At 70.8% G+C, this 20,400-nt stretch carries 17 protein-coding genes; 13 read left to right on the top strand and 4 right to left on the bottom strand.

All coding sequences use genetic code 11. The features are described 5' to 3' along the window. The first annotated feature begins 198 nt into the window (after positions 1-198). The 8 genes from atpD (at position 199) to KY572_RS21690 (ending at position 6,130) form a co-directional block, all read left to right on the top strand. Positions 199-1,644, top strand: coding sequence for a F0F1 ATP synthase subunit beta (atpD, locus tag KY572_RS21725; RefSeq protein WP_224244828.1), 1,446 nt, complete (start codon positions 199-201; stop codon positions 1,642-1,644). Positions 1,645-1,674: 30 nt separating this feature from the next. Next, entirely contained in the window at positions 1,675-2,229 is a 555-nt protein-coding gene (locus tag KY572_RS21720) for a hypothetical protein (RefSeq protein ID WP_224244827.1), read from the top strand. A 22-nt stretch (positions 2,230-2,251) separates the two neighbouring features. Beyond that, a complete protein-coding gene (locus tag KY572_RS21715) occupies positions 2,252-2,656 on the top strand; it encodes a F0F1 ATP synthase subunit epsilon (RefSeq protein WP_224244826.1) in 405 nt (134 codons plus the stop codon). A gap of 282 nt (positions 2,657-2,938) precedes the next feature. Continuing rightward, a complete protein-coding gene (locus KY572_RS21710) occupies positions 2,939-3,304 on the top strand; it encodes a group I truncated hemoglobin (RefSeq protein ID WP_224244825.1) in 366 nt (121 codons plus the stop codon). A 13-nt stretch (positions 3,305-3,317) separates the two neighbouring features. Beyond that, on the top strand, positions 3,318-4,340 hold the full coding sequence (locus KY572_RS21705; protein ID WP_224244824.1) for an FAD-binding oxidoreductase: 1,023 nt from the start codon (positions 3,318-3,320) through the stop codon (positions 4,338-4,340). Further along, positions 4,318-4,773: an RrF2 family transcriptional regulator gene (locus KY572_RS21700; protein WP_224244823.1), complete on the top strand. Its 456-nt coding sequence runs from the start codon at positions 4,318-4,320 to the stop codon at positions 4,771-4,773. The genes KY572_RS21705 and KY572_RS21700 overlap by 23 nt, the downstream gene beginning before the upstream one ends. A gap of 12 nt (positions 4,774-4,785) precedes the next feature. Then, the gene (locus KY572_RS21695; protein WP_224244822.1) at positions 4,786-5,049 is read left to right on the top strand and encodes a hypothetical protein; all 264 of its coding nucleotides are present in this window, start codon (positions 4,786-4,788) and stop codon (positions 5,047-5,049) included. A 52-nt stretch (positions 5,050-5,101) separates the two neighbouring features. Beyond that, on the top strand, positions 5,102-6,130 hold the full coding sequence (locus KY572_RS21690) for an ADP-ribosylglycohydrolase family protein (protein WP_224244821.1): 1,029 nt from the start codon (positions 5,102-5,104) through the stop codon (positions 6,128-6,130). Between the two features lie 24 nt (positions 6,131-6,154). Here KY572_RS21690 and KY572_RS21685 read toward each other — a convergent pair whose 3' ends face one another. Both KY572_RS21685 and KY572_RS21680 read right to left on the bottom strand, forming a co-directional pair. Beyond that, a complete protein-coding gene (locus KY572_RS21685; RefSeq protein ID WP_224244820.1) occupies positions 6,155-8,671 on the bottom strand; it encodes an RCC1-like domain-containing protein in 2,517 nt (838 codons plus the stop codon). Beyond that, positions 8,671-9,474 (bottom strand): hypothetical protein, encoded by an 804-nt coding sequence (locus KY572_RS21680; RefSeq protein WP_224244819.1) that lies wholly within the window; start codon positions 9,472-9,474, stop codon positions 8,671-8,673. Before KY572_RS21680 ends, KY572_RS21685 begins: the two co-directional genes overlap by 1 nt. Before the next feature lie 288 nt (positions 9,475-9,762). Here KY572_RS21680 and KY572_RS21675 point away from each other — a divergent pair, with 288 nt between their 5' ends. The 5 genes from KY572_RS21675 (at position 9,763) to KY572_RS21655 (ending at position 17,194) form a co-directional block, all read left to right on the top strand. Beyond that, the gene (locus tag KY572_RS21675) at positions 9,763-10,167 is read left to right on the top strand and encodes a phage holin family protein (RefSeq protein ID WP_224244818.1); all 405 of its coding nucleotides are present in this window, start codon (positions 9,763-9,765) and stop codon (positions 10,165-10,167) included. Beyond that, positions 10,164-10,733, top strand: coding sequence for a hypothetical protein (locus KY572_RS21670; protein WP_317987883.1), 570 nt, complete (start codon positions 10,164-10,166; stop codon positions 10,731-10,733). Before KY572_RS21675 ends, KY572_RS21670 begins: the two co-directional genes overlap by 4 nt. A 48-nt stretch (positions 10,734-10,781) precedes the next feature. Further along, on the top strand, positions 10,782-12,101 hold the full coding sequence (locus tag KY572_RS21665) for a cytochrome ubiquinol oxidase subunit I (protein ID WP_317987882.1): 1,320 nt from the start codon (positions 10,782-10,784) through the stop codon (positions 12,099-12,101). After that, positions 12,091-13,095, top strand: a complete 1,005-nt coding sequence (locus KY572_RS21660) for a cytochrome d ubiquinol oxidase subunit II (RefSeq protein WP_224244817.1) — start codon at positions 12,091-12,093, stop codon at positions 13,093-13,095. The genes KY572_RS21665 and KY572_RS21660 overlap by 11 nt, the downstream gene beginning before the upstream one ends. 85 nt (positions 13,096-13,180) lie before the next feature. Next, entirely contained in the window at positions 13,181-17,194 is a 4,014-nt protein-coding gene (locus tag KY572_RS21655) for a TOMM system kinase/cyclase fusion protein (protein ID WP_224244816.1), read from the top strand. 9 nt (positions 17,195-17,203) lie between these two features. On the opposite strand, the gene KY572_RS21650 is transcribed toward KY572_RS21655, so the two are convergent. Next, positions 17,204-18,793, bottom strand: a complete 1,590-nt coding sequence (locus KY572_RS21650) for a glucose-6-phosphate isomerase (RefSeq protein ID WP_224244815.1) — start codon at positions 18,791-18,793, stop codon at positions 17,204-17,206. A gap of 136 nt (positions 18,794-18,929) precedes the next feature. Continuing rightward, entirely contained in the window at positions 18,930-20,354 is a 1,425-nt protein-coding gene (locus KY572_RS21645) for an amidohydrolase family protein (RefSeq protein WP_224244814.1), read from the bottom strand. Between the last annotated feature and the right edge of the window lie 46 nt (positions 20,355-20,400).

The raw sequence follows: 20,400 nt of genomic DNA, 5'->3' as shown, positions 1-20,400 counted from the left end.
CCGCTGGTCCACCAGCCAGCCTCGCAGGCAACCCTGGCGCCCGGGCAGGGGGGGCCTTAAGTCCCGCTTCTGACTCGGCCGCCACGAGGCTTGACCCGGAGTGTGCCCCCCGGTAAAGGGGGCCCGCCCTCCCACCCTCGGGCCGACTTTCGACGCGAGGCGGTTTCCACCGCTTATTCGCAAGAGGCAGACGAACTCATGAGCGCTCAAGCTGCGACGGTAGGCAAGATCACCCAGGTTCTCGGACCCGTGGTTGACGTGGAGTTCCCGCCCGGCGTGCTCCCGGAAGTGTACACCGCCCTCAAGGTGACCAACCCCACCATCAACGCCGAGGCGGACAACCTCACCATCGAGGTGGCGCAGCACCTGGGCGAGAACATGGTGCGCTGCATCTCCATGGACTCCACCGAGGGCCTGGCCCGCGGGCAGGCGGTGAAAAACACGGGCGCCCCCATCCAGGTGCCGGTGGGCAAGGGCACCCTGGGCCGCATCCTCAACGTCACCGGTGAGCCGGTGGACGAGGTGGGCCCGGTGAAGGCCCAGCAGACCTGGCCCATCCACCGTCCGGCCCCCACCTTCGTGGACCAGGACGTGCGCGTCCAGGCCTTCGAGACGGGCATCAAGGTGATCGACCTGCTGGCCCCCTACACCCGTGGTGGCAAGATTGGCCTGTTCGGCGGCGCGGGCGTGGGCAAGACGGTGCTCCTGCAGGAGCTCATCCGCAACGTCGCCAAGGAGCGCGGTGGCTTCTCGGTGTTCGCCGGCGTGGGCGAGCGCACCCGCGAGGGCAACGACCTGTATCACGAGATGCAGGAGTCCAAGGTCATCAACATGGAGAACCTGGAGGCCAGCCAGTGCGTGCTGGTGTACGGGCAGATGAACGAGCCGCCCGGCGCCCGTGCTCGCGTGGCGCTCTCGGCGCTCACCATCGCGGAGTACTTCCGTGACGTGGAGGGCCGCGACGTGCTGCTCTTCATCGACAACATCTTCCGGTTCACCCAGGCCGGCTCCGAGGTGTCCGCGCTCCTGGGCCGCATCCCCAGCGCGGTGGGTTACCAGCCGACGCTGTCCACGGAGATGGGCGCCCTGCAGGAGCGCATCACCTCCACCACCAAGGGCTCCATCACCTCGGTGCAGGCCATCTACGTGCCCGCCGACGACCTGACGGACCCGGCGCCCGCCACCACGTTCGCCCACCTGGACGCGACCACGGTGCTCAACCGCGCCATCTCCGAGCTGGGCATCTACCCCGCGGTGGATCCGCTCGACTCCACCAGCCGCATCCTGGATCCGCTCGTGGTGGGCCAGGACCACTACGGCGTGGCCCGCAAGGTCCAGGGCATCCTCCAGCGGTACAAGGAGCTGCAGGACATCATCGCCATCCTCGGCATGGACGAGCTGTCCGAGGAGGACAAGCTCACGGTGGCGCGCGCGCGGAAGATCCAGAAGTTCCTGTCGCAGCCCTTCTTCGTGGCCGAGGTGTTCACCGGCAAGCCGGGCCGCTACGTGAAGCTGCAGGACACCATCCAGGGCTTCCGCGAGATCGCCGACGGCAAGCACGACGACATCCCCGAGGCGGCCTTCTACATGGCGGGCGACATCAACGAGGTGCTCGAGAACGCCCGCAAGATGGCGGCGGCGTAAGCGGCTCCCGGCATCCCCCCGAGGTGCTTCATGAGCCGCACCCTCCTCATCCTGGCGTTGCTGGTGGCGCTCCCGGGGTTGGCCCAGGAGCGTCGCAGCAAGTCTCACGTCAGCGCCAACGGCATGTACAGCGTGCGGTTGGTGGAGGAGGCCCCCGGCAAGTGCCGGGTGGAGATGCACAAGGAGAGCGGCCCGGTGTGGCAGTTCGAGGGGTGCATCGGCACGGTGGACGACTTCTACTTCGCCTCGAATGACGGGGAGCGCTTCTGGCTGCTCCGTCCGCTGGCGGAGAAGGGCAAGAAGTCGACGGTGGAGAAGAAGGGCAAGAAGAAGGTGAAGGTGCCGGCGTGGGCCAACACGCCGGTGGCGGAGCTGTATGACCGCAGCGGGCAGAAGCTGCAGGAGAAGCGCCTGCAGGACTTCCTGCTCGGGTCGCGTGAGCTGGGCGAGGTGCGGCAGATGCATGCGCACTTCAAGTGGCTGGAGGGGACGCTGGGCATCCCCGGCAAGGGCCCTCGGCTGACGGACGACGCGAAGGTGGAGTTCGAGTCGGTGGGTGCGAAGACGCACCGCCTCTCATTCTGACGTCGCAGGACGTGAGGAGCACATGGCCAAGCTGACCGTGGAGATTGTCACCCCTGAGAAGCGCATCCTCTCCGTGCAGGCGGACGAGGCCATCGTCCCGGGTGGTCACGGCCTCTTCGGTGTGCGGCCGGGCCACACGCCCTTCCTGTCGCTGATGGAGCCCGGAGCGCTCACCCTCATCGACGGCGGCCGGCGCGAGGCCTTCTTCGTGGCGGGCGGCTTCGTGGAGGTCGGCAACGACAAGGTGCTGGTGCTCGCCGATGGCGCCGAGCCCGTCGCCGGCATCGACGTGGAGGCCGCGCGCCGCCGGATGGCCGAGGCCCAGCAGCGCATGAAGGACCTCAAGCCCGAGGACGCCCGCTACGAGGTGGAGCAGGCCACGGTGCGCCGCGAGACGGCGCGCATGCACGCCGCCGGCGTCCGCTAGGTCGGTCCGAAGTAGCCTCTCTCGGCTCCCGAAGAGGCTTCGCACACTGAAACAACCAGAGGGCTCGAGTCCGCCCCCGCGGCCGGCTCGCCCTCATGCCGTGCGCAATCTGTGCGAACTGGTCTGCTTGTCATACCAGTTCGCTACTCGTTCGCTCACAGGCCGCCTCCCTGCCAGGTCGCTCCACGCGTTCAACCCCCTGAACTTTCGGGTATTTGACGTCGCGCCCAAAAAGATGCATTCAAGATACATATTTAAGGGCCCGCGAGGCCGGAGGCGCACATGAGCACCCTGTTCGAGCAGATCGGCGGTTCGAAGGCGATGGATGCGGCGGTGGAGCTCTTCTACCGGCGCGTGCTGTCGGACGACCGCATCAGCCGCTTCTTCGAGGGCGTGGACATGGAGCGCCAGGCCGCCAAGCAGAAGGCGTTCCTCACCATGGTATGCGGCGGGCCGAACAGCTACACGGGCCTGGACATGCGCAAGGGGCACGCGCACCTGGTGAAGCAGGGGCTGAACGACTCGCACTTCAACGCGGTGGCCGAGCACCTGGGCGGCACGCTGACGGAGCTCGGGGTGCCCGCGCCGCTCGTCCAGCAGGTGCTGCAGGCCGCCGAGAGCATGCGCGCGGACGTGCTGAACAAGTAGGGAGGGCGCGCGCATGTCCCGGGTCAGGTACGAGGCGAGGTGGTATCCGCTGGAGCCGGAGGAGTCCGTGCTCGATGGGCTGCTGCGGCAGGGCATCTCCGTGCCGCATGCGTGCAAGGCGGGGGTGTGCCAGTCCTGCCTGATGCGCGCGGCCAACGGAGTGGTGCCGGAGAAGTCCCAGGCAGGGCTCAAGGAGACACTCAAGGCGCGCAACTACTTCCTGGCGTGCTCGTGCCGGCCGGAGCCGGGCGCGGAGCTGGAAGTGGCCGGCGGTGGAGCCGAGGAGCTGCGAGTGCCCGCGCGCCTCGCGTCCCTGGAGCGTCTGAGTGAGGACGTGCTGCGCGTGCGGCTGCGGCCGGAGGCGCCCTTCGAGTACCGGGCGGGCCAGTACCTCACCCTGCTGCGCGCGGATGGGCTGGCGCGCAGCTACTCGGTGGCGAGCCTGCCGGACGAGGAGCTGCTGGAGCTGCACGTGCGGCTGCTGCCGGGTGGGGCGATGAGCACGTGGCTTCGCTCCGAGGCTCGGCCGGGAGACGAGGTGCGGCTGCAGGGGCCCGCGGGTGAGTGCTTCTACCTGCCGGGCCGGCCGGAGCAGCCGCTGCTGCTGGCGGGCACGGGCACGGGGCTGGCGCCGCTGTACGGAATCGTCCGGGACGCGCTGGCGCAGGGCCACTCCGGTCCGCTCTGGCTCTTCCACGGCGCGCTGAATCCGCGAGGCCTCTACCTGGTGGAGGAGCTGCGCGCCCTGGCCGCGCGCCACCCGAACCTGCACTACCGGCCAGGGGTGCTGGAGGGCCGGCTGGGCGAGGATGTGCACGTGGGCCCGCTCGACGCGCTCATCCGCGCCGAGTGCCCGAAACCCGTCGGCTGGCGCGCGTTCCTCTGCGGGAACCCGGAGCTGGTGCTATCCCTCCGAAAGAAGCTCTTCCTGGCCGGGCTCTCGCTCAAGGACATCCACGCGGATGCCTTCCTGCCGAGCGCCAGCACGCCAGCGGGAGCAGGAGCCACCTCTCGTGCATCTGACGCTTCACGCTGACTACTCGCTGCGCGTGCTGCTGTACCTGGCCGCGCGGCCCGGGCGCCTCGTCTCCACCCAGGAGGTGAGCGAGGCGTACGGCATCTCCAAGAATCACCTGGTGCGCGTGGTGCAGACGCTGGGCCGGCACGGCTTCATCGAGGTGCGCCCCGGCCGCACCGGCGGCATCACCCTGGCGCGCGAGCCCTCGGAAATCTCCCTGGGCGAGGTGTTCCGCGTGGCCGAGCCGGACTTCCACCTGGTGGAGTGCTTCGAGCGGGACAAGAACACCTGCCCCATCGCCCCCGCGTGCGGCCTCAAGGGCGTGCTCTACGAGGCGCGCGAGGCCTTCCTCGCGGTGCTGGGCAAGTACACGGTGGCGGACGTGGTGAAGCGCTCCCGCAGAGACCTGGCGGACCTCTTCCTTCCCGTCTCGGCGGAGCGCGGTCCATAATCCTTCGGGAGAATGGCCGTGGATCTGCTCGAGCTCTTTCATCGCATCGCGGACCCGCCCTCGGCGGTGGCCCGGCGCTACATCGTCGACCATGCGTTGGAGGACCGCGTGCGCTTCCGCAACCTCACCTACCCGGAGGTAGAAGCGGACTTCCACCGCCTGGGTGGGAAGACGACGCCCGCCTTGTGGGATGGGACACACCTCCACCAGGGAGCAGAGGCGGTGGTCGCGCGATTGCAAGCGGTGGTGAACCTGGGGCGTGACGCCGACATGTAGCCGATTTCTGCTCTGGCCATGGGCGATCCGTCGGTTAATCTGCGCGCCTCCGATGCCGCTGACTCCCGCTGAGCGCCAGGACAGGTTCCATGCGGCATTCCTGGGCCTTGCCATCGGGGACGCGCTCGGCTTCCCGCTCCGAGGCATTCCGCCGGCCAGCCTCACGCGGCTGACGCACCTGGCGGATGACTTCTCCCCGCGGCCGCGCGGCAAGTTCGCCAAGGGGCAGTTCTCGGACGACACGCAGCTGATGCTGGCGGCCGCCGAGAGCATCATCCGCGAGGGCAAGGTGGACGGGCGCAGCGCGGCCGCGCACTTCGCCTGGCTGTGGCAGGAGGGCGTCATCCTCCAGCCGCCCCGGGGGCTCTCCGAGTCGCTGCAGCGGCTGGCCGGTGGCAAGCCGTGGATGAGCGCGGGGGCGCCCATGGGCGTGAAGTGCCCCTCGGTGCTCAGCCGGGCCATGGTGGTGGGCCTCTTCGAGCGCAGCGGCCACAAGCGCCTGCCGCATGACGCGGGCGTGCTGACGGTGGTGACGCACAAGGACCCCACGTGCGCGGCGGCGGCGGCGGCCTTCGCGCAGGCGGTGGCCCTGGGCCTCGAGGAGGAGCCGCTCACCGCGGTGGCCTTCTGCGAGAAGCTGGCGCTGGCGGCGGCCGAGCACGACAAGGACCTGGCGGACGAGGTGCGGCACCTGCCCCGGCTGCTCACGTGGGACCCGACGCGGGCGCTCACCGCGCTGCGGAAGATTGGCGTGCCCCGCTCCGAGCTGCAGGGCGTGGACGGGCTGCCGGCGCACGTGGTGCCGGTGCTGCTGACGGCGCTGTACGCGGCGCTGAAGGTGCCGCACGACTTCCGCGAGGCGGTGGCGCTGGTGCTGCGCTGTGGCGGCGAGGTGGACGTGGCGGCGGCGGTGACCGGAGCGCTGCTGGGCGCGCACCTGGGCACGCGAGCGCTGCCCGCGCGGCTGCGCAAGCAGGTGCTCTACCTGGACAACCTGGTGGACACGGCGGACCGGCTCTTCCAGGCCCGGCAGGTGCGCGAGACGCTGGCCACGGCGCTCGCGCTGCACCGCAAGCGCTGAGGCCCACGTCTCCGAGGACTCCCCTCAGGGGAGGACTGCGAGGACCGGCGAGGCGCGGTACGAGGGCGAGCCGTCTCCGAGCTGCCCCTCCTCACCGAAGCCCCAGGCCCAGAGCGTCTTGTCCGAGCGCAGTGCCAGCACGTGGTAGCCGCCGGCGGCCAGCGCGGTGATGTTGGAGAGCCCCGGCAGCTGCACGGGCGAAGGGCGGCTGATGATCGTCCCATCCCCGAGCTGACCGGAGCTGTTGTCGCCCCACGCGAAGACGACGCCTCCGGGACCGATGGCCAGCGAGCCGGAGCGGGCGGCCGCGATGGCGGTGATGCCGCTCAGCCCTGGCACCTGCCGCGGCTCGAACCGGTCGATGGTCGTTCCATCTCCGAGCTGACCGTCACCGTTCTCACCCCAGGCCCAGACGGTGCCGTCGCTCTTGAGGGCCAGGGAGTGGTCGCTCCCGCAGGTGATGGCGGTGACGCCCGTCAGGTTGGGCACCACGGCGGCGGTGCCGCGGTTGGTGCTGGTGCTGTCCCCGAGCTGCCCCGAGCCGTTGTAGCCCCAGGCCCAGACGCTGGTGCCACGAAGCGCCAGCGAGTGCCCATAGCCCGCGGCGACGGCGGTGACTCCCGCCAGGCCCGTCACCTGCACGGGAGCGAGGCGGTTGGTGGTCGTGCCATCGCCGAGCTGGCCCAGCCCGTTGTAGCCCCACGCCCAGACGGTGCCATCGCTCCGCGCCGCCAGCGAGAAGGACTCTCCCGCGGCGATGGCCGTGATGCCGGTCAGGCTGGTGACCTGCACGGAGAAAGGACGCTCCATGGTGGTGCCATCTCCCAGCTGGCCATAGAAGTTGCTTCCCCACGCCCGCACGACGTTGTTGCTGAGCCGCGCCAGGGAGTGGCTCCTGCCGCCAGCGACACTCAGGACGTTGGACAGTCCGGACACCTCGGTGGGCAGGCTGCGCTTCACCAGCGTCCCGTCTCCCAGCTGGCCGTTGTCGTTGTCCCCCCAGGTCTGGACGCTGCCATTGGCCAGCGCGGCCAGGGAGTGGGAGTCACCGGCGCCAATGGCCAGGACGGAGCTCAGCCCCGCCACCTGCACGGCGGAGAGGCGCAGGCTGGAGACGCCGTCTCCCAGCTGGCCCAGCACCGTGCTTCCCCAGGTCCTCACGGTGCCATCGGCGTGGAGCACCATCGAGTGGCTCTCGCCGCTGGCGATGGAGGCCACATTGGACAGACCGGGCACCTGCTGGGGCAGCAGGCGATCCGTCGTCGTTCCATCCCCGAGCTGGCCGGCGCTGTTCCTTCCCCAGGTCCAGACAGTGCCGTCGCCACGCAGGGCCATGGCGTGGCTGGTGCCCGCGGCCAGCAGGGTGACGTTGGACAGGGTCGCCACCTGGATGGGGGCGTTGCGCTGGGTGGTCGTCCCATCCCCCAGCTGGCCATCATCATTGTCTCCCCAGCCCCAGGCGGAGCCATCGCTCCTGGCCACGAGGGAGGACACGGAGCCGGCTGCAATGGCGGCCACCTCCGTCAGCCCGGGCACCTGGCCAGGGCTGGAGCGGCTGGTGGTCGTCCCATCCCCGAGCTGACCGGAGTTGTTGCGGCCCCAGGTCCAGACCGTCTTGTTCCCGCGCAAGGCCACGCCGTGGCTGGAGCCTGTGGCGATGGCGGTGACGTCGGTGAGGGTGAGCACCTGCACGGGCGTGTTGCGCTGGGTGGTCGTGCCATCCCCGAGCTGACCGGAGTTGTTGTTGCCCCAGGCCCAGACGGTGCCGTCGCTTCGGAGGGCCATGCTGTGGGTGGTACCCGCGGCGATGGCGGTGACGCTGGTCAGGCCCGTCACCTGGACAGGCACATTGCTGCTGGTGGTCGTCCCATCTCCAAGCTGGCCGGAGTTGTTGTAGCCCCAGGCCCAGACGGTGCCGTCGCTTCGCAGTGCCAGCGAGTGCTGCTGGCCCGCGGCCACGGCCGTCACGGCGGTCAGCCCCGGCACACGCCCAGGCTCCGCCACGAGCACGATGGGAGAGCCGTTGCCGAGCTGGCCGAAGACGTTGAGCCCCCAGGACCAGACCGTGCCATTGGCGCGCAGGGCCAGGGAGTGTCCCCCGCCGGCGGCCACCTTGGGAGTGGGGCAGGCGTTGACGGTGGCGGTGAAGGACTTCTGGGTGGAGAAGCCGCCATCATCCATCACCGTCACCGTCACCGTGATGGGGGTGCCCGCGGGCAGGCACAGCGGCGCTGTCCACGTCACCGTGCTGGTGGTGTCGGTGTGGGTTGGCTCCGCGAGGGTGCCGGCGCTCGCCGTCCACGAGAAGCGGAGCTGGGCCGTCTCCGCGTCCTTCGCCGTGACGCTGAAGGTGAGCGTCTGCTCACCCAGGGCGCTGGGAGCGGACTGCTGGCTCGCGGTGATCTCGGGAGGCGTCTTGTCCGGATTGCAGGCGGCGGGGTTGCGCTGACAGAAGGACTCTCCCTCCTTGTCGAAGTCCGTGCAGCCCAGAGCCCCGGCGAGAAGCAGGGCCGAGGCGAGCCATATGTTTCTCCGGCTCATCACGGCCACCTCCCGTACACGAAGGCGGACCTCCCATCCGTCGTGAGCCCCACGGTGGCGGGCGTGTCCGGAGCGCCCAGGAAGTAGATGCCCGCCGCCGCGGCCAGCCCCGCGGTCCCTACTCCGAGCAGGGCGACGCCGAGCGTCTGGTACCGGTTCCCCTTGGCGACGGTGTCGTCCACGGCCTGGCGGCTCTGGAGACTGTCATCGTCGTCGCGCAGGCGGCTGAGCTCGCCGCGAGACAGGGCATAGGAGACGCCGCCGGCCACCACGAGCGCTCCTCCGGCGATGGCGGGGATGAGTGCATGGCGGCGCAGGAGCTTCGACCCCGCCGCCTCCCGGGAGACCTCCGTGGCGGAGGGCGTGACGGTAGCTGGAGCGGGCGCTGGGGGCGTGGCCGCCACCTCGGGCCGGGTCGGCGTTGCGGGCATGGCCGCCAGCTCGCGCTTCACCTGCTCGCGGACGGACTCGAAGAGGGTGGCGACCTTGGGGGCGACCTTCACCGGCAGCTTCGCCTCGGGCTGGACGAGGAGCGCCGACTTGAAGGCGGCGGTGCACTCGTCCTGATGGCCCAGCTCCGCCTGGATGATGCCCTCATAGAGCGACAGCTTCACCTCCTCGTCCGAGCTGTGCGGCTTGCCGCGGGCGAGGTTGATCTGGGTGAGGGCGCGCTCGTACTCCAGGCTCTGGTAGAGCCGGATCGCGGCGTTGAGGTGACGCTGGAACTCCCCCGGGGCCTGGGCCTGGGCCGGACGCGGGACTGCCGACAGGAGCAGCAGCCAAGCGACCAGGGTAGCGGACACAAGACGCCTTGGTTGTCTCATGAGACAGCACCATAGGAGCCGCACATCCAGTGCGTCCATTGCCGAGCAAGTCGGCACGCGCCGTGCTGACTCGCGAAGTCGCGCCCCTCGGGCCCGACGTGCCTCCTGCTGATCCATGCTCCGTGGGACGGGCAGGCAGCCAGTCGTCTGGCCCGCCCAGTGGACTTCACCCGCTGCGGTGCCCTGCCCACCTTCACCCAGGAGCAGGGGCGCGTGGTGCCAGACACGGCACACGCCAACGCCCCTCTGGAGTCCGGAGGCGGAGACGTGGAACTCGAATCGGAGCGCCTGGAGCGAAGCCAACTGGAAACCCTGAGCACCGCCGAGCTCGTCCGGCACGCCCTCGCCGAGGCGAAGCTGCTGGTCAAGGCGGAGGTGCTCCACGCCAAGAAGGAACTGCGCGAGGAGGTGAAGGCCGCGCGCACCAGCGGCATCCTGCTGGGAGCGGCCCTCACGCTGGTGCTGTGCGGCCTGGCGGCGCTCTTCGTCGCGATAGGGCTGGCGCTGCCGTTGAGCGCCTGGCTCGGCGTGCTGCTGGTGGGGGTGGCCATCCTGCTCATCGCGGGAGGGCTGGCCTGGGCCGGGGTGAAGAAGCTGCCGAAGAAGCCGTTGCCGCACACCCAGGAGCGGCTCAAGGCGGACTTCGAGTTGGCGCGGGGGACACTGCAATGAACGAGTGGGGCCATCTCGAGCAGAAGAACGAAGGCCAGGACAAGCGCGAGCGCGGCGATCAGCTCCTGCGCGGTACCGAGCGCGCGCCCGTGGCCGAGCGCAAGCCCGACGGCGAGCACGAGCACATCACCAAGGGCATGGGCGACCGGGAGCAGGTGGAGCGCACCGCGGACCGCATCCGCGATGAGCTGCTCCTGACGCTGGAGGAGCTGGACCGGCGCCGGCACCAGGCGCTGGACGTGCGCTACCAGGCCGCGCAGCATCGGGACCTCCTGGTCGGCATCGCCATCACGGCCGCCGTGCTGACGAGCGTGGGCCTGGGCGTGGCGGTCTGGCGCGCGCGGCACCGGCAGCAGATCCTCGCCGACCACCGCCTCAAGGCGATGAAGCGCGCGTGGGCGCACCCGGACCGCGTGGCCTCCTCCGCCGAGCAGAAGCCGCTCGCCGTGGAGCTGGGCCGCAAGCTCGTCATCATCTTCGCGACAGCGCTGGCGTCGAATATCGCGAAGAACTCGGTGCAGGGACTCGTCCCGCGGCGCCGCCCCGTGCCCGCTGCAGTGAGGTAGTAGCTGATTTAATTGCGAGAGGAACGCGCATAAAGCAGACTCATCCACGTGGATGATCTGCTCTATGCGCGGGCCCAGATGGGGCTGTCGCTGGCGTTTCACATCGTCTTCGCCGCGGCGGGCGTGGCGCTGCCGGTGCTGATGGTGCTCAGTGACTGGAAGGCCCGGCGCACGGGGGACGCGGACTACCGGCTGTTGAGCCAGAAGCTGGCCAAGGGCACGGCCATCCTCTTCGCGGTGGGCGCGGTGAGCGGCACGGTGCTCTCGTTCGAGCTGGGCCTGCTGTGGCCCGAGTTCATGGGGCAGTACGGGGAGGTCATCGGCTTCCCCTTCAGCCTCGAGGGCGTGGCCTTCTTCACCGAGGCCATCTTCCTGGGCATCTACCTGTACGGCCGCGAGCGGGTGTCACCCGGGCTGCACCTGTTCTCCGGGGTGATGGTGGCGCTGAGCGGCGCGGCGAGCGCCTTCTTCGTCACGCTGGTCAACGTCTTCATGAACAACCCCACGGGCTTCACGCCCACGCCGACGGGGCCCACGAACATCCAGCCGCTGGTGGCCATGTTCGGCCCGGGCTGGCAGTACCAGACGGCCCACGTGCTGCTGTCGTGCTACCAGGCGAGCGCCTTCGCGATGGCGGGCATCCACGCCTTCGTGCTGCTGCGGCACCCGGGCTCGGCGTTCCACCGCAAGGCGCTGGCGGTGGCGCTGCCGCTGGCGTGCATCACCGCGCTCGCTCAGCCGCTGGTGGGAGACTTCCTGGCGAAGCACACCGCCGAGGCGCGCCCGGAGAAGCTGGCGGCGATGGAGGGCCTCTTCGAGACGCAGCGTGGCGCGCCGCTGAGCGTGGGCGGGCTGCCGGACGAGGAGACGGCCACCATGCCCTACGCGCTGGAGATTCCGCGTGCCCTCTCCATCCTGGCCTTCGGGGATCCAGACGCGGAGGTGCGGGGCCTGAAGGAGTTCCCTCGGGAGAACTGGCCGCCCGTGGCCAAGGTGCACCTGTCCTTCCAGCTCATGGTGGGCACCGGGAGCGCCATGGCGCTGCTCGCGCTGGTGACGCTGGTGCTGCGCTGGCGGCGGCGCGAGTGGCCTTCAGGGCCGCGGATGATGCGCGCGTGGCTGCTGGCCTCGCCGCTCGGGCTGGTGGCGCTGGAGGCCGGGTGGATGGTCACCGAGTGGGGCCGCCAGCCGTGGATCATCCACGGGGTGATGCGCACCTCGGAGGCGGTGACGCCCGTGCCGCACCTGGCCGCCCCCTTCTGGACCTTCACGCTCGTGTACCTCTTCCTGGGGCTGGTGGTGGCCTTCCTCCTCGCGCGGCAGGTGGCCGGGACGCTGCCCGGCCGGGAGGCGGACGATGCCCACTGAGCTCCTCCTGGCCTTCGCGGTGGCGGGGACGTTCGTCCTCTACTCCATCTTCGGCGGAGCGGACTTCGGCGGCGGCGTATGGGACTTGCTCGCCTCGGGCCCACGCAAGGCGGAGCAGCGCGCGCTCATCGCCCGCGCCCTCGGCCCGGTGTGGGAGGTGAACCACGTCTGGCTCATCGTCGGCCTGGTGCTGCTCTTCAGCGGCTTCTCTCGCGCCTTCGCCGTGCTCACCGTGGCGCTGCACGTGCCGCTGACGCTGCTCCTGCTGGGCATCGTCTTCCGAGGCACGGCGTTCACCTTCCGCACGTACGACGCGCGGGGAGACCTGGTGCAGCGGCGCTGGGGGCTCGTCTTCAGCGTGGCCAGCGTCATCTCTCCCGTGCTGCTGGGCATGTGCGTGGGCGCGGTGGTGAGCGGCCGCATCCGCGTGGAGGGCCGCGTGGTGGTGAGCGGCTTCTTCGCGCCGTGGCTGACGCCGTTCTCCGTCGCGGTGGGCGTGCTGGCGCTGTGCCTCTTCGCGTTCCTCGCGGCGGTGTACCTCACGGCGGAGGCGGACTCCGAGCCGCTGCGCGAGGACTTCCGGCGCCGGGCGTTGCTCTCGGGTGGGGCGGTGTTCCTCGCGGCGCTCGGCGTGCTGGTGCTCGCGCGGGAGGCCGCGCCGCGCGTCTGGAGCGGGCTGCTCCACGCGCCCTTCGCGCTGGCGCTGCACGCCATCACGGCGCTGTCGGCGGTGGCGACCTTCGTGCTGTTGTGGCGGCGGCGCTTTTCCTGGGCCCGTGTCACGGCGGCGGCGCAGGTGGGCTTCATCGTGCTCGGCTGGGCCGCGTCCCAGTACCCCTACCTGGTGGTGCCGGACGTGACGATCCAGGCCGCGGCCGTCAGCCCGAACGTGCTGCGCCTGCTGATGGTCGCCATCGCCGTGGGAGCCGCCCTCGTCGTCCCCTCCATCGTCCTGCTGCTGCGTGTCTTCGAGGCGCGGCCTCCGCGAACGTGATGATAAGGAAACACAGGTCTCGTAAAAACGGAAAATTCTAGGATAATCAGATATCCTCAGCTTCCCCTCTTCCGAGACTTCAGCCTTGTTTTCGATCGCAGCGGGCACGGTGTTCCAGGAGCGCTACGAGATCCTCTCCAAGCTGGGGGAGGGTGGCTTCAGCCAGGTGTACCGGGCCCGCCAGAAGGCGACGGGGCAGGAGGTGGCGGTCAAGGTCCTGCACTTCCTGCACACGGGTGACGAGGGGCTCACCGCCCGCTTCCAGCGCGAGATGCGGCTGTGCGCGCGGCTCTACCACCCGCACATCGTCCGGCTCATCGACTCGGGGAGCACCGAGGACGGGCAGCTCTACACCGTCTTCGAGTACGTGCCGGGCCGGACGCTGGGGGACGTGCTCGCCTCGGAGGGGGCGCTGCCGCCGTGGGAGGCCGCGCACCTGATGCTCCAGGTGCTGGACGCGCTGGGCTGCGCGCACAAGCTGGGCATCGTCCACCGCGACCTCAAGCCGCAGAACATCATGCTCACCAGCACGGGCGTGCGGCGCAACTCGCTGGTGCTCGACTTCGGGCTGGGGACGCTGTCCGACGAGGACCGGCGGGAGGACCTCTCGCGCATCACCCGCACGCGCGACACGCTGGGCACGCCCGCCTACGCGGCGCCCGAGCAGCTCCGGGGCGAGCCGGTGACGGCGCGCACGGACCTGTACGCGTGGGGCCTCATCTTCCTGGAGTGCCTCACGGGCAAGCGGGTGGTGGAGGGCACCAGCCTGCAGGAGCTCGTCTTCAAGCAGCTGGGCTCCGAGCCCATCCCCCTGCCGGTGTGGCTCGAGGGCCACCGGCTCGGGCGGCTCCTGCGGCGGGCCACGGAGAAGGACCCCAAGGCCCGGGACGTCACCGCGCAGGATCTGCTGCTGGAGCTGGAGGCCTGCGTGACGCAGGGGTGGCCCTCCACGGAGGCCGGGGTTCCCCAGAGCGTGGTGACGCCGACCCACGTCCCCGCCGAGGGAGAGCGCCGACAGCTCACCGCCCTCTGCTGCGGCCTGAGGCTGGCCGGCGAGGGAGCCGACACGGCGGACGTCGAGGACCTGGACGCGATGCTGTGGACGCAGCACGCGGCCGCCATCGAGCTGGCGCGGCGGCGGGAGGCCTGGCTGGGCAGCGTCCTGGGAGAGCGGCTGCTGCTGTACTTCGGCTATCCGCAGGCGCAGGAGGACGACGCCCTGCGCGCGGCCCACGTGGCGCTGGAGCTGAAGGCGGAGCTGGAGCAGCGCAGCGCGCAGCTGGCGCGGGTCCACGGCGTCCAGCTGGAGGTCCGGGTGGGCCTCCACACCGGGCTCGTCATCGGCCGCGAGCTGCGGGGAGAGGGCATCGCGGGGCTGCCGGTCCTCACGGGCACCACGCCCGGCATCGCCGAGCGGCTGGAGGCGCTCGCCCAGCCGGGAGAGATCCTCGTCAGCGAGGTGACGGCCAAGGTGCTGCGGGAGAACTTCACCCTGGAGCCCTCGGGAGAGCACCGCGTGGGCTCGGGCACGCGGCCGGTGGCGGTGTTCCGCCTGCGTGACAGGCAGCGCGTCTCCGCGTCGGGCCTGGAGGGCACCCCCACCGGGCCGATGTTCGGCCGGACGCTCGAGCGGGAGCTGCTGGTGCAGCGCTGGCGGCAGGTGGTGGCGGGCATGGGGCAGGGCATCCTCATCACCGGCGAGCCGGGCATCGGGAAGACGCGGCTGACGCAGGAGCTGGCCCAGCAGGCGCGCGCCACGCCACACACCTTCCTGGAGTGCCGCTGCGCTCCCGAGTGGCGCAACAGCACGCTGCGGCCGGTGGTGGACTTGCTGGAGCGGATGCTGGGCGTGGGCCGGGACTCGACGTCCGAGCAGATCACCGTCGCGCTCGAGAAGCTGCTGACGCGCTACGGCTTCGAGCTCCGGGAGTTCGTGCCGCTGTTCGCCTCGCTCTTCCCCCTCAAGGGGACCTCGGATCGCTACCCGCAGCAGACGCTGTCTCCCCAGCGCCAGAAGGAGGAGATCCTCGGCGGGCTGCTGGCGCTCATCTTCGAGATGGCCCAGCAGCAGCCGGTGCTGCTGGTGGTGGAGGACCTGCACTGGGCCGACCCGATGACGCTGGAGCTGGTGACGCTGCTGCTGAAGGACGCCTCCAGCGCGCGCCTGTGCGCCGTCCTCACCGCGCGTCCGTCGTTCGTGCCACCGTGGCCCTCCAACCAGGCGCTCCAGATGCAGCTCAGCCGGCTGGAGCGCCCGCAGGTGGAGGAGATGGTGCGCAGGCTCACCCGGGAGGCGCCGCTGCCGCGCGAGGTGGTGGAGCAGGTGGTGGGCCGCACGGATGGCGTGCCCCTCTTCGTCGAGGAGCTGACGCGCATGGTGGTGGAGTCCCTGGCCCGGCAGGGCGATGCCCCGGGGCGGGAGTCCATCCCCCTGGCCATCCCCAGCACGCTGAGGGACTCGCTGATGGCGCGACTGGATCGGCTCGGGCCGACCAAGGGCACCCTCCAGCTCGCCGCCGCGCTGGGGCGTGAGTTCAGCTACGAGGTGCTCGAGGCCGCCTTCCCGAGCAGCCCGGAGGCGCTGAAGAAGGACATGGATGTGCTGGTGGCGGCGGACCTCGTCCACCGGCGGCGCGGCACCCGCAACCCCACGTACGCGTTCAAGCACGCGCTCATCCGCGACACGGCCTACGAGTCCATGGTGAAGCCGCTGCGCCGCCAGGTGCATGCCCGCATCGCGGCGGCCCTGGAGCAGCGCTTCCCGGAGCTGGCGCAGCAGCGCCCGGACCTGCTCGCCCGGCACTACGCCGCGGGCGACAAGAAGCAGGAGGCGCTCGTCTACGCGCACAAGGCGGCGCTGGCGGCGCTGATGCGCTCGGCCGACCACGAGGCCCTGAGCCACGCCACGGAGGCGCTCGGGTGGCTGGATGCCGTCAAGGACGTGCGGGAGCGCGCGCGGTGGGAGCTGGACCTCAACGGCGTCATCACTCCGGCGGTGATGGCCACCCGGGGCTGGTCTGATCCGTCGGTCAAGGAGCGGGTGGAGCGCAGCCAGGCGCTCATCGATCTGCTCGGGAACAGCCCTCACGTGGTCCCCACGCTGTGGGCGCTGGTGAACTTCCACCACCTGCGCGCCCAGCATGCGCAGGCGCGCGGCCTGGTGGAGCGGCTCGTCTCCATGGAAGGGCTGGCCGAGGACGTCGGCCATCAGATCGTCGTGCTCCCCCTGAAGGGAGACTGTCTGTGCGCCCAGGGGCGCTTCGCGGAGGCCCGCGAGTGCACGCTCCGGGCCTTGTCATTCGACGCGGGCACCCAGCCTCGGCAGTCGCTCTACCTGTATGGAATCGAGCCTCGCATCTATGCCCGGCTCGTCCTGGCGCTGGCGAAGTGGCACCTGGGGCTGCCCGACAAGGCCGCGCGGATGATGGAGACCGCGCTGGCCCTGGCGCGCGAGCTGAACCACGCCAGCACGCAGGCGGTGGCCTACATCTTCGCGCTCGGGCTGTACCTGCTCCGGGAGGATCACGCCCGGCACGCCGAGCTGGCGGAGCAGGCCAAGGAGCTGATGGAGCGTCAGCGCTTCTCGTCCCAGGGGGCGTACTGCGAGGTCATGCGCTGCTGGGGGAAGCGGGACCTGGAGGGGATGGAGCGGGCGCTCGCGATGCTGGATGAGCAGGGCAGCGCGCTGCTCCTGCCCTTCTATTCGTCACTCGCGGCGCAGGTGGAAGCCTCGCTCGGCAGGACGGAGGCCGCCACGGCGCGTCTTGAGGGAGCCCTCCGTCAGGCACGCGCCACGGACGAGGGGTTCTCGATCTTCCACGTCCTCATCCGCCTGGGCAGCCACCTGCTGGAGACGGCGCCGGACCCCACCGCGGGCGAGGCCTATCTCCGGGAGGCGCTGGCGCTGGCTCGGGAGCGGCAGGCGAGGATGCTGGAGCTGCGAGCCGCGCTCCCGCTCTGCCGGCTCCTGCTCCGCATGCAGCAGCGCGCGGAGGCCCGCGAGCTGCTGGTGCCCCTCTACGGCCAGTTCACCGAGGGCCTGGACGCGCCGGACCTGGTGCGGGCCCGAGCGCTCATCGAGGAGCTGGGAGGCGCCTGAGCGCCGGCCTCACTTGCCGCCGAAGCGGGCCTCGAAGGGCGTGGCGCCCGGGGTGCGCTCCACGCCGTGGTCCGGGTTGGCGGCCAGGTGCTCGAGGATCTTGAACACCGTCTCCGCCTCGTCGGCGGCGCCCACGGCGGTGGCCAGCTCCTCCACGGAGCTCGCGCTGCCCCTCTTCGCGCGCAGGTGGGTGAGCAGCTTGCGCTGGAGCTCCAGCACCGCGCCGGCGGCCTTCTTGCCGGCCTCGACGCCGGGCTGGTGGTAGGCGTTGATGTCCACCAGGGAGGCGTAGAGGCCGACCGCGCGCTCATACAGCGCGATGAGGGCTCCCAGCGTGCGCGGGCTCACGTCCGGCACGGTGAGGGTGATGGACTCGCGGCCCTTCTCGAAGAGGGCGCGCCGCGTGCCCAGGAGGAAGCCCAGCAGGTAGTCGCCGCTGGTGGTGTTCTCCTCCACGGCCATGGAGGGGCCCTGCCGGTCCTGGAGCACCTCGATGAAGGTGGCGAAGAAGTTGTGGACGCCCTCACGCAGCTGCTGCACGTAGGCGTGCTGGTCGGTGGAGCCCTTGTTGCCGTAGACGGCGAGGCCCTGGTTCACCACCTCGCCCTTGAGCGACAGCTCCTTGCCGAGCGACTCCATCACGAGCTGCTGCAGGTACTTGGACATCAGCATCAGCCGGTCCTTATACGGCAGGATGACCATGTCCTTGGCGCCGCGCCCGTTGCCGGCGTGGAACCACATCAGGGCCAGCAGCGCGGCCGGGTTGCGCAGCACGTCCTGCTGGCGCGTCTCTCGGTCCATGTCCCGGGCGCCTGACAGCAGCGCGTCCACGTCCAGCCCCTGGAGTCGGGCGGGCAGCAGGCCCACCGCGGACAGCACGGAGGTGCGACCGCCGACCCAGTCCCACATCGGGAAGGCGCGCAGCCAGCCGTGCTTCTTCGCGTACTGGTCCAGCTCGCTGTTGGCGCCGGTGATGGCCACCGCGTGCGCGCCGAAGTCGAGGCTGCGGGCCTTGTAGGCGCGCTCGGCCTCCAGCATGCCGTTGCGCGTCTCCTTGGTGCCGCCCGACTTGCTGATGACGAGGGTGAGCGTCTCCGGCAGCTTGTCTCCAAGCTGCGCCAGGACACGGTCCATCCCATCCGGGTCCGTGTTGTCGAAGAAGAAGATGCGCATCGGGTCGGCGGGGCCGCCCAGCGCGTCGGCCACGAGCTGGGGCCCCAGCGCCGAGCCGCCGATGCCGACGACGAGCAGGTGGGTGAAGCGCTCGGCGGTCTGCGGGGCGATGCGGCCGGCGTGGAGCTCCTCGGCGAACCAGTGCACGTCCGCGAGGGTGTCGCGGATGGCGCGGCCGATCTCCGCCTCGGGCGCCAGCTCGGGGGCGCGCAGCCAGTAGTGGCCCACGCGGCGCTTCTCGTCCGGGTTGGCGATGGCGCCCTGCTCCAGGGCCTCCATGGCCCTGAAGGCCGAGCGCATGGGCGCGGCCATCTCTTCCAGGAAGGTGGCGGAGAAGTTCATCCGCGAGATGTCGAGCGTGAAGCCCACGGACGGGCAGACGCACAGGTACTTCTTGTATCGCTCCCACAGCGCTCGCTGGCTCATCGTTCCTCCGGAAGAGGCCATCCCAGCCCTGTCCTAGCGCCTCATCCCCGAGGGGGGAAGGTATGAGCGGCAAGCTTCCTTCTGGCGGACCCACTTCGCCCGACACTGAACACAAGTCCGTTCAGGAGGTTGCAAGTCACCCAGGGGGCGCCTTGGCGGCGGTGGCCACCTGGTCCAGCTTCGCGTCCAGCTCGCCGCGGGGGAGCCACTGGCCGCGCACCATGACGCCGACGAGGGCCCGGGTGAGCGCCACGTCCTGGAGCGGGTTGGCGTTGAGCAGCAGCAGGTCCGCGCGCAGGCCGGGGGCGACGGTGCCCCACTGGTCGCTCTCGCCGAACCAGGCGGCGGCGTTGCGCGTGGCGGCCTGGAGCACGGTGAGCGGGGGCAGGCCCGCGGCGGCCATGGCCTCCATCTCCCGGTGGACGGCGAAGCCGGTCACCATGAAGAGCTGGGGCGAGTCCGAGCCCACCAGCAGCGGGGTGCCCGCCGCGTGGAGCCCCTGGAGCACCTGGCGACGCAGCGCGAGGAGCCGGTGCTTGCCGGAAGCGGGAGCCTCCGCCAGCGGGCCGGTGAGCAGCTCCTTCGTCCAGGCGTCCACGGCGGTGGTGGGCACGTAGCGCAGCTCGCGGTTGGTTCGCAGCTCGGGGACGGCGCCATCGCTGGCGACGAGCTCGAAGAGGGCCAGGGTGGGGGAGTTGAAGGTGCCGGCCCGCTTCGTGGCCTCGGCGAGCGCGGGGATGCGAGCCGGGTCCATCCGGGCGAGGGCCGCGCCGAACTCCACCTGGTCCACGGGAGTGGTGTCCCCGGGAGGCAGGAGCGCGGCCAGGTAGCCATCGAGGTGCTCGATCTGCTGGCCAGAGGCGAGCGCGTGCGCGAGGCCGATCTCCTGCGTGACGTGGCCGCTCACGCGCAGGCCCTGGGCCTTGGCCTCGGCCATCATGGCGTCGTACGTCTCCCGGTTGAGGCCGCCGTGGGTCTTGAGCAGGTCATAGCCAGCGGCCTTCTGCTCGCGCACCCGCTGCCTGGCCTGCTCCGGCCCCTGGACGGACTTCGCGTGGAAGGAGGGCCCCGCCACGCGCAGCATGGGCCCGAGCACCTCGCCTCGCGCGATGCGCTCCCTCAGGGCCAGGCCGCTCGGGGGCCCGCCCAGGGCGCGTGCGGTGGTGACGCCATTGGCGAGAAGTAACGCCATCTGCTGGCCGGCGGGATCGGCGGGGGCTCCCTCACCGGGCAGCAGGTGGAGGTGCATGTCCGCCAGCCCTGGCATGAGGTAGCGGCCGCGCCCGTCGATGCGCATCGCCCCCTCGGGCACGGGGGTGGAGGCGGAGGGGCCCACGGCGACGATGCGGTCGCCGCGCACCACCACCGTCTGCTCGCCGAGCACCCGATCGGAGTCCAGCGGGAGGACGGAGACACCGACGAAGGCGATGACCGCCGGAGCGCCCGTGGCGGGGGTCGGAGCGGCGGGCACCGGCTGAGCCGTCTGCGTGGTGGCGCACCCCACGAGCGCGATGAGCAGCCCGAGCCCTCCCCACGAGCCCCACCTGGATTGCGACGACATGTGCAAGACCCTCCCATGCGCCGTGGCGGCGCGGCGCGCGAACACG

It is taken from the genome of Hyalangium gracile (assembly GCF_020103725.1).
In the GTDB taxonomy this organism is placed as follows: Bacteria; Myxococcota; Myxococcia; order Myxococcales; family Myxococcaceae; genus Hyalangium; species Hyalangium gracile.
Note: the sequence above shows the minus strand (reverse complement) of the source record. Positions and strands in the feature narration are given on the sequence as shown.

Bases quoted from the DNA above. Each gene is read 5' to 3' on its own strand.
- atpD (WP_224244828.1), top strand. From the start codon at position 199: ATGAGCGCTCAAGCTGCGACGGTAGGCAAGATCACCCAGGTTCTCGGA.
- KY572_RS21720 (WP_224244827.1), top strand. From the start codon at position 1,675: ATGAGCCGCACCCTCCTCATCCTGGCGTTGCTGGTGGCGCTCCCGGGG.
- KY572_RS21715 (WP_224244826.1), top strand. From the start codon at position 2,252: ATGGCCAAGCTGACCGTGGAGATTGTCACCCCTGAGAAGCGCATCCTC.
- KY572_RS21710 (WP_224244825.1), top strand. From the start codon at position 2,939: ATGAGCACCCTGTTCGAGCAGATCGGCGGTTCGAAGGCGATGGATGCG.
- KY572_RS21705 (WP_224244824.1), top strand. From the start codon at position 3,318: ATGTCCCGGGTCAGGTACGAGGCGAGGTGGTATCCGCTGGAGCCGGAG.
- KY572_RS21695 (WP_224244822.1), top strand. From the start codon at position 4,786: ATGGCCGTGGATCTGCTCGAGCTCTTTCATCGCATCGCGGACCCGCCC.
- KY572_RS21690 (WP_224244821.1), top strand. From the start codon at position 5,102: ATGCCGCTGACTCCCGCTGAGCGCCAGGACAGGTTCCATGCGGCATTC.
- KY572_RS21685 (WP_224244820.1), bottom strand. From the start codon at position 8,671: ATGAGCCGGAGAAACATATGGCTCGCCTCGGCCCTGCTTCTCGCCGGG.
- KY572_RS21670 (WP_317987883.1), top strand. From the start codon at position 10,164: ATGAACGAGTGGGGCCATCTCGAGCAGAAGAACGAAGGCCAGGACAAG.
- KY572_RS21660 (WP_224244817.1), top strand. From the start codon at position 12,091: ATGCCCACTGAGCTCCTCCTGGCCTTCGCGGTGGCGGGGACGTTCGTC.
- KY572_RS21650 (WP_224244815.1), bottom strand. From the start codon at position 18,793: ATGAGCCAGCGAGCGCTGTGGGAGCGATACAAGAAGTACCTGTGCGTC.
- KY572_RS21645 (WP_224244814.1), bottom strand. From the start codon at position 20,354: ATGTCGTCGCAATCCAGGTGGGGCTCGTGGGGAGGGCTCGGGCTGCTC.